Origin of the sequence: Klebsiella sp. 28 (assembly GCF_018223905.1) — a bacterium.
GTDB classification, from domain to species: domain Bacteria; phylum Pseudomonadota; class Gammaproteobacteria; order Enterobacterales; family Enterobacteriaceae; genus Klebsiella; species Klebsiella pneumoniae.
Genome location: NZ_JAGRQY010000192.1, coordinates 1 through 14675, shown reverse-complemented (window position 1 = coordinate 14675; position 14675 = coordinate 1). Strand labels below are relative to the sequence as shown.

The following is a 14675-nucleotide window of genomic DNA, read 5'->3' as shown; positions in this document are numbered from 1 at the left end:
TCGCCGGCATAATGCAGGCTGCCGACAGCCCCTGCAGCACCCGGCCGGCGAGGAACAGCCCCGGTCCCTGAGCGACCACCAGCATGGCGCTGCCGACGATACTCAGCCCCAGCCCGAGGGTGGTCATCCGCATCCGGCCAAACTTGTCCGCCAGGCCGCCGCTGGCGACCACGAAGCAGCCGCTGAACAGCGCGCTGAGACTGACGGCCAGAGTTAAGGTTTCAAGAGAGATATCAAGGCTGCTTTTCATCGCCGGCACCACGTTAATCACCGACTGGGCGAACAGCCAGAAGGTTAAAACGCTTAACACAATCCCCACCAGCAGGCGATCGTTGCCGACAAACGGGGTGTCGCTTATTGTGACAGTGCTCATCGCATGGCCCTCCCGTTTCTCGTGATTAGCGCAGATAGCGTTCCGTCAGGCCGCACCACAGCGCCGCGCCGGTCAGCAACAGCGCGTCGTTGAAGTCATACCCCGGGTTATGCACCATGCAGCGGTCAGGCTCGTCGCCGGCGCCGATGGTGAAATAGCTGCCATGCGGGTGCTGCTCCAGCATGAAGGCAAAATCTTCACTGCCCATAAACGGCTTCACCTCGCCCACCTGCTCTGCGCCAAACAGCGCTGTCGCCACCTCCCGCACCATGGCGTTCGTCGCCGGATCGTTACGCAACACCGGGCTGCCGTTGACGTGGGTCAGCGTGGCGGTGGCATTGAAGCTCTCCGCCTGGGCCACGGCGATATCATGGATCCGCTGCAGCACGGTCTCGCGCACCTGCTCATTGAGGGTGCGCACCGTGAGCTTCATCAGCACGTGATCGTTAATGATATTGGGCGCATGACCGGCCTGGATGCTGCCGACGGTCACCACCGCCGGCTCAAACGGGGTGATATTGCGCGAGACAATGGACTGTAGCGCAAGGGTAATATGGCAGGCCACCAGCGTGGCATCCACCGTATGCTCCGGCACCGCGCCGTGGCCGCCAACGCCCTTCACTTCAATATGCAGCGTATCGGAGGAGGCCATCATCGCCCCGTCGCGCAGGCCGATCTTGCCCAACGGCTGACCCGGCATATTGTGCAGGCCGAAGATGGCGTCGCAGGGGAACTGGTCAAACAGACCGTCCTCGACCATTACCCGCCCGCCGTACAGCAACTCTTCCGCGGGCTGGAAAATCAGCTGCAGCGTGCCGGTAAACTGGCGGGTGCGCGCCAGATATTCAGCTGCGTAGAGCAGCGTGGTGGTGTGCCCGTCATGGCCGCAGCCGTGAAAGCGCCCTTCAACCTGGCTTGCCCACGGCTTACCGCTCCGCTCCTGCATCGGCAGGGCATCCATATCCGCCCGCAGGCCAAGGCGTTTTTTCCCCTCGCCGACGCGCAGCGTGCCCACCACTCCGGTGCCCGCCAGGCCGCGGTGAACCTCGTATCCCCACTCGCCAAGCAGTCGGGCGACCTCGCTGCTGGTCTGGTGCTCTTCAAAGCCGATCTCCGGCTGCTGGTGGAACCGACGACGCAGAGCAATAAATTGCGCCTCGTTAACCTGCAATGCTTCTAGCAACGGATGTGTCATTTTTGTTATTCCTGTGTTGTGTTTGCACGACACTTTCGAGTTTATGCGGGTGCCTCAGCTTGCTGGCGCGCTTTTTTGTTTTATATTGACGAAAAATCAATGAGTGTTTTTCATACATATCGGTTATGACAAAAAACAACCGGTTGTTTTTTGTCTACAGAGGAGAGTCATGTGGAGCACCATTCAGGCGACTTTAGCGTCACCGTACGCGATGTGCGTCAGCTGACCCAGCCGGAAAGCGATCTGCTGACGCTGCTGTGGGTGCTGGAGGGAAGCGTAAATCTGGCGGTGGCGGAAGGTGCGTCGCAGCCGCTCGCCGCCGACGGGCTGGCGATCGTTAACCGCAACCGTCGCTGGAGCCTGCGCAGCGCCGGGGCCAACGCCGTGATGATCCTCACCCTCTCCGCCAGCTGGCTGGCCCGCCTCGATAATGCCTTTTTTGCCGTCGATTACCAGATAACGCCGCGCACCCGGGATGCCGATGACGGCCTGCGCCGCCTGATGCGCCAGCTGCTGGTGAGCGGCCTGGTCAATCATCCTGGCCATTACCGACTGGAGGCCAACCGCTGGCTGAGTGAGATAGCGCTGCTGCTGGCCACGCGCTTTAGCCAGCCCATCGCCTCCACGCCCCGGCGCGATACCGAAAAATGGAGCCGGAGAATAGCCAGCGTGGTGGCGCGGATCGACGCTAACTATCAGCGTCGCCTCTCGTTGCATGAGGTGGCGGCCGCGGAATTTGTCTCCGAGGCCTGGCTGTCACGCTTATTTCGCAAAGAGGTCGGGGTAAGTTTTGTCCAGTACCTCACCGCGCTGCGCCTGCGCCACGCCGCCGACCAGCTATTAACCACCCGCAAAACCGTCCAGCAAATCGCCCGCGAACAGGGATTCGCCAGTACGCGAATGATGAGCGATTTGTTTAAGCGCCAGCACGGCGTGACGCCGCGCCAGTATCGTGAACAGCATCCTCTGGAGCTTGCCCGACCGCGCCCGCCGCAGGCCGATCGCTGGCAGCCGGTGGCGGCCGACCGGCTGTATGCGCGACTCAATGAGCCGGAACCACGCGACCGGGAAAGTCCCCCCCTGCCGATCAACCCACCGCAGACCCGGGAGATCAATCTGCGCGAACGTCCAGCGCGCCCCGCAGCGCTGCGCCATACCCGGATGGTGGTGACCGTGCGCGAACTGGACGATCTGCTGCACGAAGATGTGCGCCGGGAACTCGAACAGCTGCACCACGCCCTACCGGTGTATGCAATCGATATCAACGATCCCTTTCTCAGCAGTCGGCTGTTCGGCACCGGCTGGGACGATCCGCAGATGGCCGGCTACGCCTGCTGGTACAACCTGCAGCAGATTTTTAGCTGGCTGGCGGCGATGGGCTGGCAGGTGATCCTGCACACCGGCGTCACCACCCGCAGTGACCTGCTGCAGCGCTTCCTGCAGCTCGCCGCCAACCATTTTCCGCCAGCCACGCTCAACAGCTGGCGCTTTGTCTGGCACTGGTCGCCGCAGGCCAGCGAAGCTGCGCGCCAGGCCGCCTGGCGGCAGCAGCGCGGGGTCCTTCATCGCCTGCTGCCGCAGCCGCAGCTGGGGATCTGGCACCGCTTTGCTCCCAGCGATCCCGGGAACGATCCGCTGTTCCACTCGCCGCTGCTGGCAGAGGCGGATTTTCTCGCCTGCCAGGCAGATGCCAACGAACAGCTGGATCTGGCCCAGGCAGACAGCCGCCGCCTGGCCTCCAGCGAACATTACCCGCTGCACAAGCTGCGGCAGATCCACAGCGCCCTGCGCCAGCGTCAGCTCAACCTGCCGCTGTGGCTGCTCTCCTGGAATACGCTGACCGGCGATACGCGGGATACCAACGGCCGCTTTTTTCGCGGCGCGCTGCTGATGGATAATCTGCTGGGGGTGGCGGACCAGGTCTGGCTGGCGGGCTTCTGGTTAAATTCAGGCCTCCAGGGCGAAGCTCGCGCCAACGGCAAGCTCGATACCTCCAGCCTGGCGCTGCACTATCTGCACGGCCTGCCGCGCCCGGTTTACTGGGTACTCTGGCTCTGGCGGCGGCTGCGCGGCGAGATCCTGGTTCACGATAAAAACCTGCTGCTGCTCCACCACCAGGGTCACTACCAGCTGCTGCTGCGCAATACGGTGGTCTACAATCCCTGGCTCTCCAGCGAAGCGGCCTTTATCCAGCGCTTCAGCCAGCCCTACAGCGTGCGGCTGCAGGGCCTGGATGGCAGCTGGCGCATCAAACAGCACCTGTTCGATCAGCACCACGGCGCGTTGTTCCCGCTGGTGGACGCCTTTCGCAGCCGCAGCGGCCCTGACGCCGAGGATTATCAGTGGCTGATGCATCAGGCCCGTCCGGCGCTCAGCGTGGATGAAGCCAGGCTCGATGGCTATTGGCTGCGGATCGACTCGCTGCAGAGCAATGCGCTGGTGCTGTATGAATTTACCCCTCAGCTCTCCTCAGGCGCGGATCCCGCCCCCTGAAGTAAACCGTGAATTTTCCGCTGGCTTTCCGTCGTTGCCGGATTAAAGACCAGCAGGGAAAGATCGGGACGGCCCTCCACGGCAAAGGAGGTAAATTCCAGGTCGAGCTGACCCATCTGCGGGTGGTTAATGCGCTTATAGCCTTCTCCATGACCGGCGACGTCATGGCTTTGCCAAAAACGGGCGAACTCGACGCTCTGCTGGCTGAGCTCCGCGATCAACTGGTCAGTTTCTTTCGTGGCGCCCATCCGCGTGACGTCGGCGCGGAAGGCGTTGACGATAAGCTGCCCCACCCTCTGCCAGTCCTCCAGAGTGCAGCGGGCCTCCGGCCGGGTAAACAGGCGGCGCAGCACGTTGCGCTCCGCTAGCGGCAGTTGGCTGTAGTCGGTCAGCACCCTGGCCGCCGGCGCATTCCAGGCGATGACGTCCCAGCTGGCGGTGCGGATAATCGCCGGAATGGTGAAAGCGTCAAGCACCCGCTGCAGCCGCGGCGTCATATCATCCGTCACCGTCAGACGCGTCTGCGGCGGATGGCCAAAGGCGAGAATAAACAGATGCTCGCGCTCCGGGGTGGTCAGCCGCAGACCGCGGGCGATCCGCTCCAGCACCTCGCGGGAAGGCGCCCCGCCGCGCCCCTGTTCAAGCCAGGTATACCAGGTCGGGCTGATGCTGGCGAGCTGCGCGACCTCTTCGCGGCGCAGCCCCGGGGTGCGCCGGCGTCCCGCCGGGAAGCCAAACGTTGCCGGATCGAGACGCTGGCGGCGGGCGCGGAGAAAATCGCCTAAAGCATGGTTGTCAGAAGTGTTCATCATCTGCCTGTGGATTCTGCCTGTTAGAATTTATACCCCGATAATGTCTCTACTTTTATAGTATGACATCGCAGGTAGGATACGCCTGAAACCCATTCAGGAGATCCATGATGCGTATATTTCTTACCGGCGCGAGCGGATTTATCGGCTCACGTATTCTTCCGGCGCTGCAGGCGTCGGGCCATCAGGTTATCGGCCTCGCGCGCAGCGAAAGCACCGCACAGGCCCTGAAGGCGGCCGGCGCCGAGGTGCATCGCGGCACGCTGGATGCCCCGGAGTCGCTGCTGGCTGGCGTCGGGAACGCCGACGCGGTGATCCATACCGCCTTCGACCACGACTTCAGCCGCTTTGCCGCTAACTGCGAGAAAGACCGCCAGGCGATCCTGGCCCTGGGCCAGGCGCTGCGAGGCAGCACGCGGCCGCTGGTGATCACCTCCGGCACGCTGATGGGCGACGACGGGAGCGGCGCCCCGGCCCGGGAGTCGTTCTTCAACTCAGGGCACCCCAGCCCGCGCACCGCCTCAGAGCTCGCCGGCCAGCAGTTGCTGGAGGCGGGAGTGGATGTCAGGGTGGTCCGCTTACCGCAGGTGCATGACACCGTGCGTCAGGGACTGCTGACCTGCTACATCGAACGCGCGGTCGCCAACGGGGCGGTAGCCCTGCGCGGCGAGGGAAGCAACCGCTGGTCAGCCGCCCATGTCGATGACGTCGCACGTCTGTATGTCAGCGCGCTGCTTCAGGGCGCGGCCGGCGAGCGCTATCATGCGGTGGCCGAAGAGGGGATCGCGTTATGCGATATTGCAGCGGTAATTGCCCACGGATTAAACCTGCCGCTGACCCACCTGGATGACTCGCAGGTCGACGCCTGGTTCGGCTGGTTTGCGCCGTTTACCGCCCTTGACCTGCGCGCCAGCTCGGCATGGACCCGCGAGCGCTTGCAGTGGCAGCCGGTTGGCCCCGGGCTGCTGGAGGACCTGCAGAATATGGACTATCATAAAGTGACACTGTCACAATAATCGAAACACGCTCCCCCTGTATCACACCCGACGGGTAAGGCTAGTCGCCCGTCGGGTCATCGGCTTTCTCCCCGCTATACTGAATCTATTCTCTAACGTCCGCACGCCGTCGCCGTTTGGTCAACCGCGGCCAAACAGAGCTGACTGGCGATATCGGCGATAAAAAGTTACCATGTTTCACTATACAGACTCGGTTCCGCGACTATTTTAATCAATTGACTGAATACTATACGCACCCGGTAACCGCATTATCCCTCAGGCTTGTTGAAGGCGGTGGTGAATGTCTATTAATCTTAATAAGATAGAGTTCAGCTCTATAATCAAACAGAAAATATGCGCCTGAAATTGTCATCTCTCCTGGCAGCCGTTTCCCTGCTGTGTGGGCCAGCTTTTGCCGCCCCTGCGCTCCCCGACCGCGCCGATATCCGCGATAGCGGTTTCGTCTATTGCGTCAGCGGCCAGGTTAATACCTTTAATCCGCAGAAAGTCAGCAGCGGCCTGATTGTCGATACGCTGGCCGCTCAGATCTACGATCGTCTGCTTGACGTCGATCCCTATACCTACCGGCTGGTCCCCGAGCTGGCGGAGAGCTGGGAAGTTCTCGATAACGGCGCCACCTACCGCTTTCACCTGCGCCGCCACGTCCCGTTTCAACGCACGGCGTGGTTTACCCCGACGCGGGACTTTAATGCCGATGACGTCATTTTTACCTTTGGCCGTATTTTTAACCGCGACCATCCGTGGCACAACGTCAACGGCAGCAGTTTTCCCTACTTCGACAGTCTGCAGTTTGCTGACAGCGTGGAGAGCGTCCGCAAGCTGGATAATCAGACCGTGGAGTTTCGCCTCAAGCGGCCGGACGCCTCGTTCCTCTGGCATCTGGCCACCCACTATGCGTCAATTACCTCTGCCGAATATGCCGCCCGCTTAACGCAGGACGACCGCCAGGAGCAACTGGATCGCCAGCCGGTTGGCACCGGCCCGTTCCAGCTATCCGATTACCGCTCCGGACAATATGTTCGCCTGCAGCGCCACCCCGGCTACTGGCGCGGCAAACCGTTGATGCCCCAGGTGGTGGTCGACCTTGGCTCCGGCGGCACCGGCCGCCTGTCGAAACTGCTGACCGGAGAATGCGACGTGCTGGCCTGGCCAGCCGCCAGCCAGTTGACGATCCTGCGTGACGACCCGCGCCTGCGCCTGACGCTGCGCCCGGGAATGAACATCGCCTGGCTGGCCTTCAACACCGCCAAGCCGCCGCTGGATAATCCTGAGGTGCGCCATGCCCTGGCGCTGGCGATCAACAACCAGCGCCTGATGCAGTCCATCTACTATGGCACCGCGGAGACGGCGGCGTCCATGCTGCCGCGGGCCTCGTGGGCCTACGATAATGACGCTAAAATTACCGAATATAATCCGCAGGAGGCCCGCGCCCGCCTGAAAGCCCTGGGGCTGGAAAACCTGACCCTCAAGCTGTGGGTGCCCACCAGCTCGCAGGCGTGGAATCCCAGCCCGCTGAAAACGGCGGAGCTTATCCAGGCGGATATGGCGCAGATTGGCGTTAAGGTGATTATTGTGCCGGTAGAGGGACGTTTCCAGGAGGCGCGCCTGATGGACATGAGCCACGACCTGACGCTCTCCGGCTGGGCGACGGACAGTAACGATCCGGACAGTTTCTTCCGACCGCTGCTGAGCTGCGCGGCCATCGCCTCGCAAACCAACTTTGCCCACTGGTGTAACCGGGAGTTTGACGACGTGCTGCAAAAAGCGCTGCTCTCGCAGCAGCTCTCCTCGCGGATGGACGCTTACAAAGAGGCGCAGCGGATCCTCGCCCGCGAACTGCCGGTCCTGCCGCTGGCCTCGTCGCTGCGGCTGCAGGCCTACCGCTATGATATGAAAGGCCTGGTGCTCAGCCCTTTCGGTAACGCTTCGTTCGCTGGCGTATCGCGGGAAAATACCGAAGAGGTGAAGAAGCCATGATTATTTTTACCCTGCGCCGTCTGCTGCTGCTGCTGATTACTCTCTTTTTTCTGACCTTTGTCGGTTTCAGCCTGAGCTATTTCACCCCTCATGCCCCACTGCAGGGCGCTTCCCTGTGGAATGCGTGGCTGTTCTGGTTTGAAGGGGTGCTGCACTGGGATTTCGGCGTCTCCAGCATTAACGGCCAGCTGATTTCTGAGCAGTTGCGCGAGGTTTTCCCGGCGACCATGGAGCTGTGCATCCTCGCCTTCGGCTTTGCCCTGCTGATAGGCATTCCGGTGGGGATGATCGCCGGCGTAATGCGCAATAAATGGCCCGATACCCTGATCAGCGCCGTCGCGCTGGTCGGTTTCTCGATCCCGGTCTTCTGGCTGGCGCTGCTCCTGACCCTCTTCTTTTCCCTGACCCTCGGCTGGCTTCCGGTCTCCGGTCGCTTCGATCTGCTGTATGAGGTGAAAAACGTCACCGGTTTCGCGCTGATCGACGCCTGGCTTTCGGACTCGCCGTGGCGCCATGAGATGATCGTCAGCGCCGCCCGGCATATGGTGCTGCCGGTATTGACCCTGGCGGTCGCCCCCACCACTGAAGTGATCCGCCTGATGCGCATTAGCACCAGCGAGGTGTATGACACTAACTATGTAAAAGCGGCCGCCACCCGCGGCGTGTCGCGACGCAAAATTCTACTACGCCATGTGCTGCACAACGCCCTGCCGCCGGTGATCCCGCGTCTCGGCCTGCAGTTTTCCACCATGCTCACCCTGGCGATGATCACTGAGATGGTGTTCAGCTGGCCTGGACTAGGCCGCTGGCTGATCAACGCTATTCGCCAGCAGGACTACGCGGCGATCTCCGCCGGAGTGATGGTGATTGGCGCGCTGGTGATTATTGTCAACGTAATTTCCGATATTCTCGGTGCCATGGCTAACCCACTGAAACATAAGGAATGGTATGCCCTACGATAGCGTTTATCTGGAAAAGCGTCCGCCCGGCGCGCTGCGCACCGTATGGCGTAAGTTCTATGGCGACACCACGGCGATGATCGGTCTGTACGGCTGCGCGGGCCTGCTGCTGCTCTGCGTCTTCGGCGGCTGGTTCGCCCCCTACGGCATCGACCAGCAGTTCCTCGGCTACCAGCTGTTGCCGCCGTCGTGGTCGCGCTATGGCGAAGTCTCCTTCTTTCTGGGAACCGATGACCTCGGCCGCGATGTGCTGAGCCGACTGCTGAGCGGCGCGGCGCCCACCGTCGGCGGCGCTTTTGTCGTCACCCTCGGCGCCACGCTGTTTGGTCTGGTGCTGGGCGTGATTGCCGGATCGACCCACGGCCTGCGCTCGGCGGTGATGAACCATATCCTCGACACCCTGCTCTCCATCCCCTCGCTGCTGCTGGCGATTATCGTCGTCGCCTTTGCCGGGCCGCATCTCAGCCATGCGATGTTCGCCGTCTGGCTGGCGCTGCTGCCGCGCATGGTGCGCTCCGTCTACAGCATGGTCCACGATGAGCTGGAGAAAGAGTACATCATCGCCGCCCGCCTTGACGGCGCCTCGACGCTGAATATTCTGCTGTTCGCCATCCTGCCCAATATCGCCTCCGGCCTGGTGACCGAGATCACTCGCGCCCTGTCGATGGCCATTCTGGATATTGCCGCGCTGGGCTTTCTTGATCTCGGCGCCCAACTGCCTTCGCCGGAATGGGGAGCCATGCTGGGCGATGCGCTGGAGCTTATCTATGTGGCGCCGTGGACCGTGATGCTCCCCGGGGCGGCGATTATGCTCAGCGTACTGCTGGTCAACCTGCTGGGCGACGGTATTCGCCGGGCGATCATTGCCGGGGTAGAATAATGCCGTTACTCGATATTCGTCACTTAACCATTGAATTTAAAACCAGCGAAGGCTGGGTAAAAGCCGTCGATCGCGTCAGCCTGACGCTGACCGAAGGCGAAATCCGCGGCCTGGTGGGGGAATCCGGCTCCGGGAAAAGCCTTATTGCCAAAGCTATCTGCGGCGTGACCAAAGACAACTGGCGGGTCACGGCCGACCGCATGCGCTTCGATGACATTGACCTGCTGCGACTGTCGAACCGCGAGCGCCGGAAGCTGATCGGCCATAACGTGTCGATGATTTTTCAGGAGCCCCAGTCGTGCCTCGATCCCTCTGAGCGCATCGGCCAGCAGCTGATTCAGAGTATCCCCGGCTGGACCTACAAGGGCCGCTGGTGGCAACGGCTGGGCTGGCGCAAGCGCCGGGCCATCGAGCTGTTGCATCGCGTCGGCATTAAAGATCACAAAGATGCCATGCGCAGCTTCCCCTATCAGCTGACCGAGGGCGAGTGCCAGAAGGTGATGATCGCCATCGCCCTGGCCAACCAGCCGCGTCTGCTGATTGCCGACGAGCCGACCAACGCCATGGAGCCGACCACCCAGGCGCAGATTATTCGCCTGCTGACGCGGCTCAACCAGAACAACAACACCACCATCTTGCTGATCAGCCATGACCTGCAAATGCTCAGCAAATGGGCGGATAAAATCAACGTCATGTACTGCGGCCAGACGGTGGAGAGCGGGCCCAGCGAAGAGCTCATCACCCTCCCACATCACCCCTACACCCAGGCGTTAATCCGCGCGATCCCGGATTTCGGTAGCGCCATGCCGCATAAAAGTCGCCTCAACACCCTGCCTGGAGCGATCCCGCTGCTGGAGCAGTTGCCTATCGGCTGTCGGCTGGGGCCGCGCTGCCCGTACGCCCAGCGCGAGTGTATCGAAACGCCGCGTCTTACCGGGGCGCGCAACCATCTGTACGCCTGTCATTTCCCGTTGAACATGGAGAAAGAGTGAAATGGTCGAAACATTGCTGGAAGTTCGCCAACTCAGTAAGACCTTTCGCTACCGCACCGGCTGGTTTCACCGTCAGACGGTTGAGGCGGTTAAGCCGCTGAGTTTTACCCTGCGCGAACGGCAGACGCTGGCGATTATCGGCGAGAACGGCTCCGGGAAATCGACCCTCGCGAAGATGCTGGCGGGCATGGTGGAACCCACCAGCGGCGAATTGCTGATTGACGATCATCCGCTGACTTTTGGGGATTACTCCTACCGCAGCCAGAAGATTCGCATGATCTTTCAGGATCCATCGACCTCGCTGAACCCGCGTCAGCGCATCTCGCAGATCCTCGATTTTCCGCTGCGACTGAATACCGATCTCGACGCCGAGGCGCGGCAGAAGCAGATAATCGACACCCTGCGCATGGTCGGTCTGCTGCCGGACCACGTCAGCTACTACCCCCATATGCTGGCGCCCGGTCAGAAGCAGCGTCTCGGCCTCGCCAGGGCGCTGATCCTGCGCCCGAAGGTTATCGTCTGCGATGAGGCGCTGGCCTCGCTGGATATGTCGATGCGCTCCCAGCTTATCAACCTGATGCTGGAGCTGCAGGAGAAACAGGGCATCTCCTATATCTATGTCACTCAGCACCTGGGAATGATGAAACACATCAGCGATCAGGTGCTGGTGATGCATAACGGCGAAGTGGTCGAGCGCGGCAGCACTGCCGATGTGCTGGCCTCGCCGCTGCACGACCTGACCCGGCGCCTGATCGCCGGCCACTTCGGGGAAGCCCTCACCGCCGACGCCTGGCGCAAAGACGGGAAATAGCTGGCAGGCGACGGCAGGGGCGGCCCTCACGCCGCCCTTGTCATTCAGGTAGAAGGGAAAAGACTCTGCGCCGGCAGCGACCGGCGGTCAAAGCGGCGCAGCGCGTAGTAAAGAACCCCGGTGCCAAACCAGCCTATTATCCATGAGACATCGTTACCGGCGAAGATCCACGTGAGCGAACCATGGAACAACGGGTTCTCAATGAACGGCAACTGGATAAGCACACCGACGATATACAGGGTGATCGCGTACAGGTTCCAGAACCCGTAGCGTTGCTGCGGGTCGCTTAGCGCCGGAATATCGATGGCGCCCTTCGAGATAAGATAATAATCCGTCAGACAGATGGCGCTCCACGGCACGAAGAACGCCAGCAGAAACAGAAGAAAATGCGTGAAATGCTTTAAGAAAGCGGGTTCGCTAAGCAACGCGATAATGCAGGAAGCCGTCACCATCAGCACCACGAATGCAATGCGACACTTTTGCGACAGCACGGTTTGCCGGCGGAAGGCGGAAACAATGGTGGTCAGCGACATAAAGCTGCCGTACGCATTGAGGGTAGTGAAGGTAATTTTACCAAAACAGATGGCGAAATAGATAACCATGGCCATCGCCTGACTCTTACCTAATCCCACCAGATAGCTCACCTCGTGACCAGGGAACGCGCTGCCGGCAATGGCCGCAGTCAGAACCCCGAGCGTCATCGACGTTTGGGTGCCCAATACGGTGCCGAAAAACACTGAGCACCACGTTTTCGTGGCGGAAACATCGCGTGGCAGGTAGCGCGAATAGTCGGATACATAGGGGCAAAAAGCGATCTGCCACGATGAGGAGAGCGATACGGCTAATAAAAACGTCGGCAGCGAAAAATGGTTATTGTGCGCGAGCGCACTGAGATCGGCCGAAAGTAGCAGCGTGATGAACATATAAACGAAGGCGAGAATTCCGACGATACTCGCCAGTTTGCCCAGCTTGTGGATCACCTTATAACCGAGGACGGCGATAACGATAATAATCGCACTGAATATCAGCATCCCGGCTACGTGGCTGATATTCAGTAGTTTGGCCATTGCCTGCCCGGCCAATACGGTGCCGCTGGCAGAAAAACCGATATACATGACGCAAACCAGCACCAGCGGCACCACCGCGCCAAAAACCCCAAACTGGGCGCGGCTAAGGATCATTTGCGGAAGTCCCAGTCGCGGTCCCTGCAGCGCATGCAGAGACATCACCGCCGCCCCCAGCATCTGACCGACCAGCAGCCCGACCAGAGACCACACTACATCGCCGCCCAGCACAACGGCTAAAGCGCCAGTGACAATCGCCGTAATTTGCAGATTGCCGCCAAACCAAAGGGTGAACTGGCTAAAAGGGTGTCCATGCCGTTCGCTTTCCGGGATGTAATCAATCGACCGCCTTTCACTCATTCCAGCATAATTGCTCTTTGACTGCCCGTCTGTAGACGAAAACGAAGACATAGATTCCTCACTCAAGTTATTAATATCACCTCACTCAATCGTTCTTGTATATACAAGCATTGACAACTCACCGCCTTGCATGCACTCTCATTTTGTGACGAATATGTAAAATATTTGTATTGCAGAAAGTTACTAAACTAGCTCAAGGCGGTGCTTATTGTTGACGCCGGAAGCGATTAACTAAGGTATGCTGCCCATGATGGTCCCTTTTCAACTTTCGACGCTCCCCGTCACGCCGTGGAAAAACGGCGGCGGAGAGACGCGCGAAATCATCTGCGTACCCGCTCCAGATGCCCCTTTTCTCTGGCGAGCGAGTATTGCCACCCTGCAGGCGGATGGCCCTTTCTCCCCCTTTCCTGGCGTCGACCGGGTCATTACTCTGCTGGCGGGGCAGCCGCTACGGCTGTGTGGCGAGAATATCGACCAACCGCTGGCGCTCTGGCAGCCGTGGGCTTTCCCCGGCGAATGGGCGCTGTCCAGCGTCGGGATCGTTGCGCCAGGGCTGGACTTCAATATCATGACTCAGCGCGGGCGCGCGTCGGCGACAGTTCAGGTCGTTAGCGACCTGCAATGCCCTGCCAGCGAGGGGGTCGCTTATGTTCTACAAGGCGAGTGGGATCTGGCCGGGCGACGCTGCGCGGCCGGCAGCGGCCTCTGCTGGCGCGGTGGATCCCCGCGGAATCTGCGTCCCGTGGGCAGCAATGGACGCCTGCTGCTGGCGGAGATCGCGCTCAAATAATCGTCAGGAGAGATGATATACTGCAGCTATCGCGATGTACTTTTGCCCCGCGCGGCGCGGACCGGCTGAAAAATATCGTGACACAAGGGGTCGTCAGTGGGATATAATTCCCGGCTAAATTTGAGTTATTTTGAAATAACAATGTTAACGTTATGATTGTTAAAGTAAAAATAAGCAATAACGATAAGGATTAAAGCTATGGGTTTTCTTTCCGGTAAGCGCATTTTGATCACTGGCGTCGCCAGCAAACTGTCCATCGCCTACGGCATCGCGCAGGCAATGCACCGCGAAGGCGCGGAACTGGCATTCACCTATCAGAATGAGAAACTGAAAGGTCGCGTAGAAGAGTTTGCTGCCGCGCTGGGTTCTGACATTGTGCTGCCGTGCGACGTTGCTGAAGATGAGAGCATCACCGCGCTGTTCACCGAGCTGGAAAAAGTCTGGCCAAAATTCGATGGTTTCGTCCACTCAATCGGTTTTGCCCCGGCTGACCAGTTAGACGGCGACTACGTTGACGTTGTCACTCGCGACGGCTTTAAAATCGCGCACGACATCAGCGCTTACAGCTTCGTGGCAATGGCCAAAGCCTGCCGCGGCATGCTGAACCCGGGTTCGGCTCTGCTGACGCTCTCCTACCTGGGCGCAGAGCGCGCGATCCCGAACTATAACGTGATGGGTCTGGCCAAAGCCTCTCTGGAAGCTAACGTCCGCTATATGGCTAACGCCATGGGTCCGGAAGGCGTTCGCGTCAATGCCATCTCTGCCGGTCCTATCCGTACGCTGGCCGCGTCCGGTATTAAAGATTTCCGTAAAATGCTGGCGCACTGCGAAGCGGTCACCCCGATCCGTCGCACCGTCACCATTGAAGATGTGGGTAACAGCGCAGCCTTCCTGTGCTCCAACCTGTCTGCGGGGATCTCCGGTGAAGTCGTTCACGTTGACGGCGGGTTCAATAT

At 60.3% G+C, this 14675-nt stretch carries 13 protein-coding genes; 9 read left to right on the top strand and 4 right to left on the bottom strand.

Going from position 1 to position 14675, the window contains the following annotated elements; translation table 11 throughout:
• Both KHQ28_RS25240 and KHQ28_RS25235 read right to left on the bottom strand, forming a co-directional pair.
• Positions 1-373: MFS transporter (locus tag KHQ28_RS25240; protein ID WP_211777722.1), on the bottom strand; the 373-nt coding region annotated here is incomplete at its 3' end.
• Between the two features lie 25 nt (positions 374-398).
• On the bottom strand, positions 399-1568 hold the full coding sequence (locus KHQ28_RS25235) for a M20 aminoacylase family protein (RefSeq protein ID WP_002901900.1): 1170 nt from the start codon (positions 1566-1568) through the stop codon (positions 399-401).
• Between the two features lie 171 nt (positions 1569-1739).
• Between KHQ28_RS25235 and KHQ28_RS25230 the strand changes: the two genes are divergently transcribed.
• The gene (locus tag KHQ28_RS25230; RefSeq protein ID WP_032419058.1) at positions 1740-4061 is read left to right on the top strand and encodes a helix-turn-helix domain-containing protein; all 2322 of its coding nucleotides are present in this window, start codon (positions 1740-1742) and stop codon (positions 4059-4061) included.
• Here the strand turns inward: KHQ28_RS25230 and KHQ28_RS25225 are convergent.
• Positions 4028-4870, bottom strand: a complete 843-nt coding sequence (locus tag KHQ28_RS25225) for a helix-turn-helix transcriptional regulator (protein WP_023287547.1) — start codon at positions 4868-4870, stop codon at positions 4028-4030. The genes KHQ28_RS25230 and KHQ28_RS25225 overlap by 34 nt on opposite strands.
• Before the next feature lie 107 nt (positions 4871-4977).
• On the opposite strand from KHQ28_RS25225, the gene KHQ28_RS25220 reads away from it, so the two are divergent.
• From KHQ28_RS25220 to sapF, 6 genes are all read left to right on the top strand, one after another.
• Complete coding sequence (locus KHQ28_RS25220; RefSeq protein WP_072198249.1) at positions 4978-5886, top strand: SDR family oxidoreductase; 909 nt, start codon at positions 4978-4980, stop codon at positions 5884-5886.
• Positions 5887-6219: 333 nt separating this feature from the next.
• Complete coding sequence (sapA, locus tag KHQ28_RS25215; RefSeq protein WP_002901817.1) at positions 6220-7863, top strand: ABC transporter substrate-binding protein SapA; 1644 nt, start codon at positions 6220-6222, stop codon at positions 7861-7863.
• Positions 7860-8825: a putrescine export ABC transporter permease SapB gene (gene sapB / locus KHQ28_RS25210; protein ID WP_002901816.1), complete on the top strand. Its 966-nt coding sequence runs from the start codon at positions 7860-7862 to the stop codon at positions 8823-8825. Before sapA ends, sapB begins: the two co-directional genes overlap by 4 nt.
• Entirely contained in the window at positions 8812-9702 is an 891-nt protein-coding gene (sapC, locus tag KHQ28_RS25205; RefSeq protein ID WP_004151901.1) for a putrescine export ABC transporter permease SapC, read from the top strand. Before sapB ends, sapC begins: the two co-directional genes overlap by 14 nt.
• On the top strand, positions 9702-10694 hold the full coding sequence (gene sapD / locus KHQ28_RS25200) for a putrescine export ABC transporter ATP-binding protein SapD (RefSeq protein WP_004140266.1): 993 nt from the start codon (positions 9702-9704) through the stop codon (positions 10692-10694). Before sapC ends, sapD begins: the two co-directional genes overlap by 1 nt.
• 1 nt (position 10695) lies before the next feature.
• Complete coding sequence (gene sapF / locus KHQ28_RS25195; protein ID WP_004140269.1) at positions 10696-11505, top strand: putrescine export ABC transporter ATP-binding protein SapF; 810 nt, start codon at positions 10696-10698, stop codon at positions 11503-11505.
• A gap of 44 nt (positions 11506-11549) precedes the next feature.
• On the opposite strand, the gene KHQ28_RS25190 is transcribed toward sapF, so the two are convergent.
• On the bottom strand, positions 11550-12929 hold the full coding sequence (locus tag KHQ28_RS25190) for a cytosine permease (RefSeq protein ID WP_004151902.1): 1380 nt from the start codon (positions 12927-12929) through the stop codon (positions 11550-11552).
• A 247-nt stretch (positions 12930-13176) separates the two neighbouring features.
• Between KHQ28_RS25190 and KHQ28_RS25185 the strand changes: the two genes are divergently transcribed.
• A complete protein-coding gene (locus KHQ28_RS25185; protein WP_004152967.1) occupies positions 13177-13719 on the top strand; it encodes a HutD family protein in 543 nt (180 codons plus the stop codon).
• 198 nt (positions 13720-13917) lie between these two features.
• The coding region (gene fabI / locus KHQ28_RS25180; RefSeq protein ID WP_148192065.1) for an enoyl-ACP reductase FabI at positions 13918-14675 on the top strand (758 nt) is incomplete at its 3' end.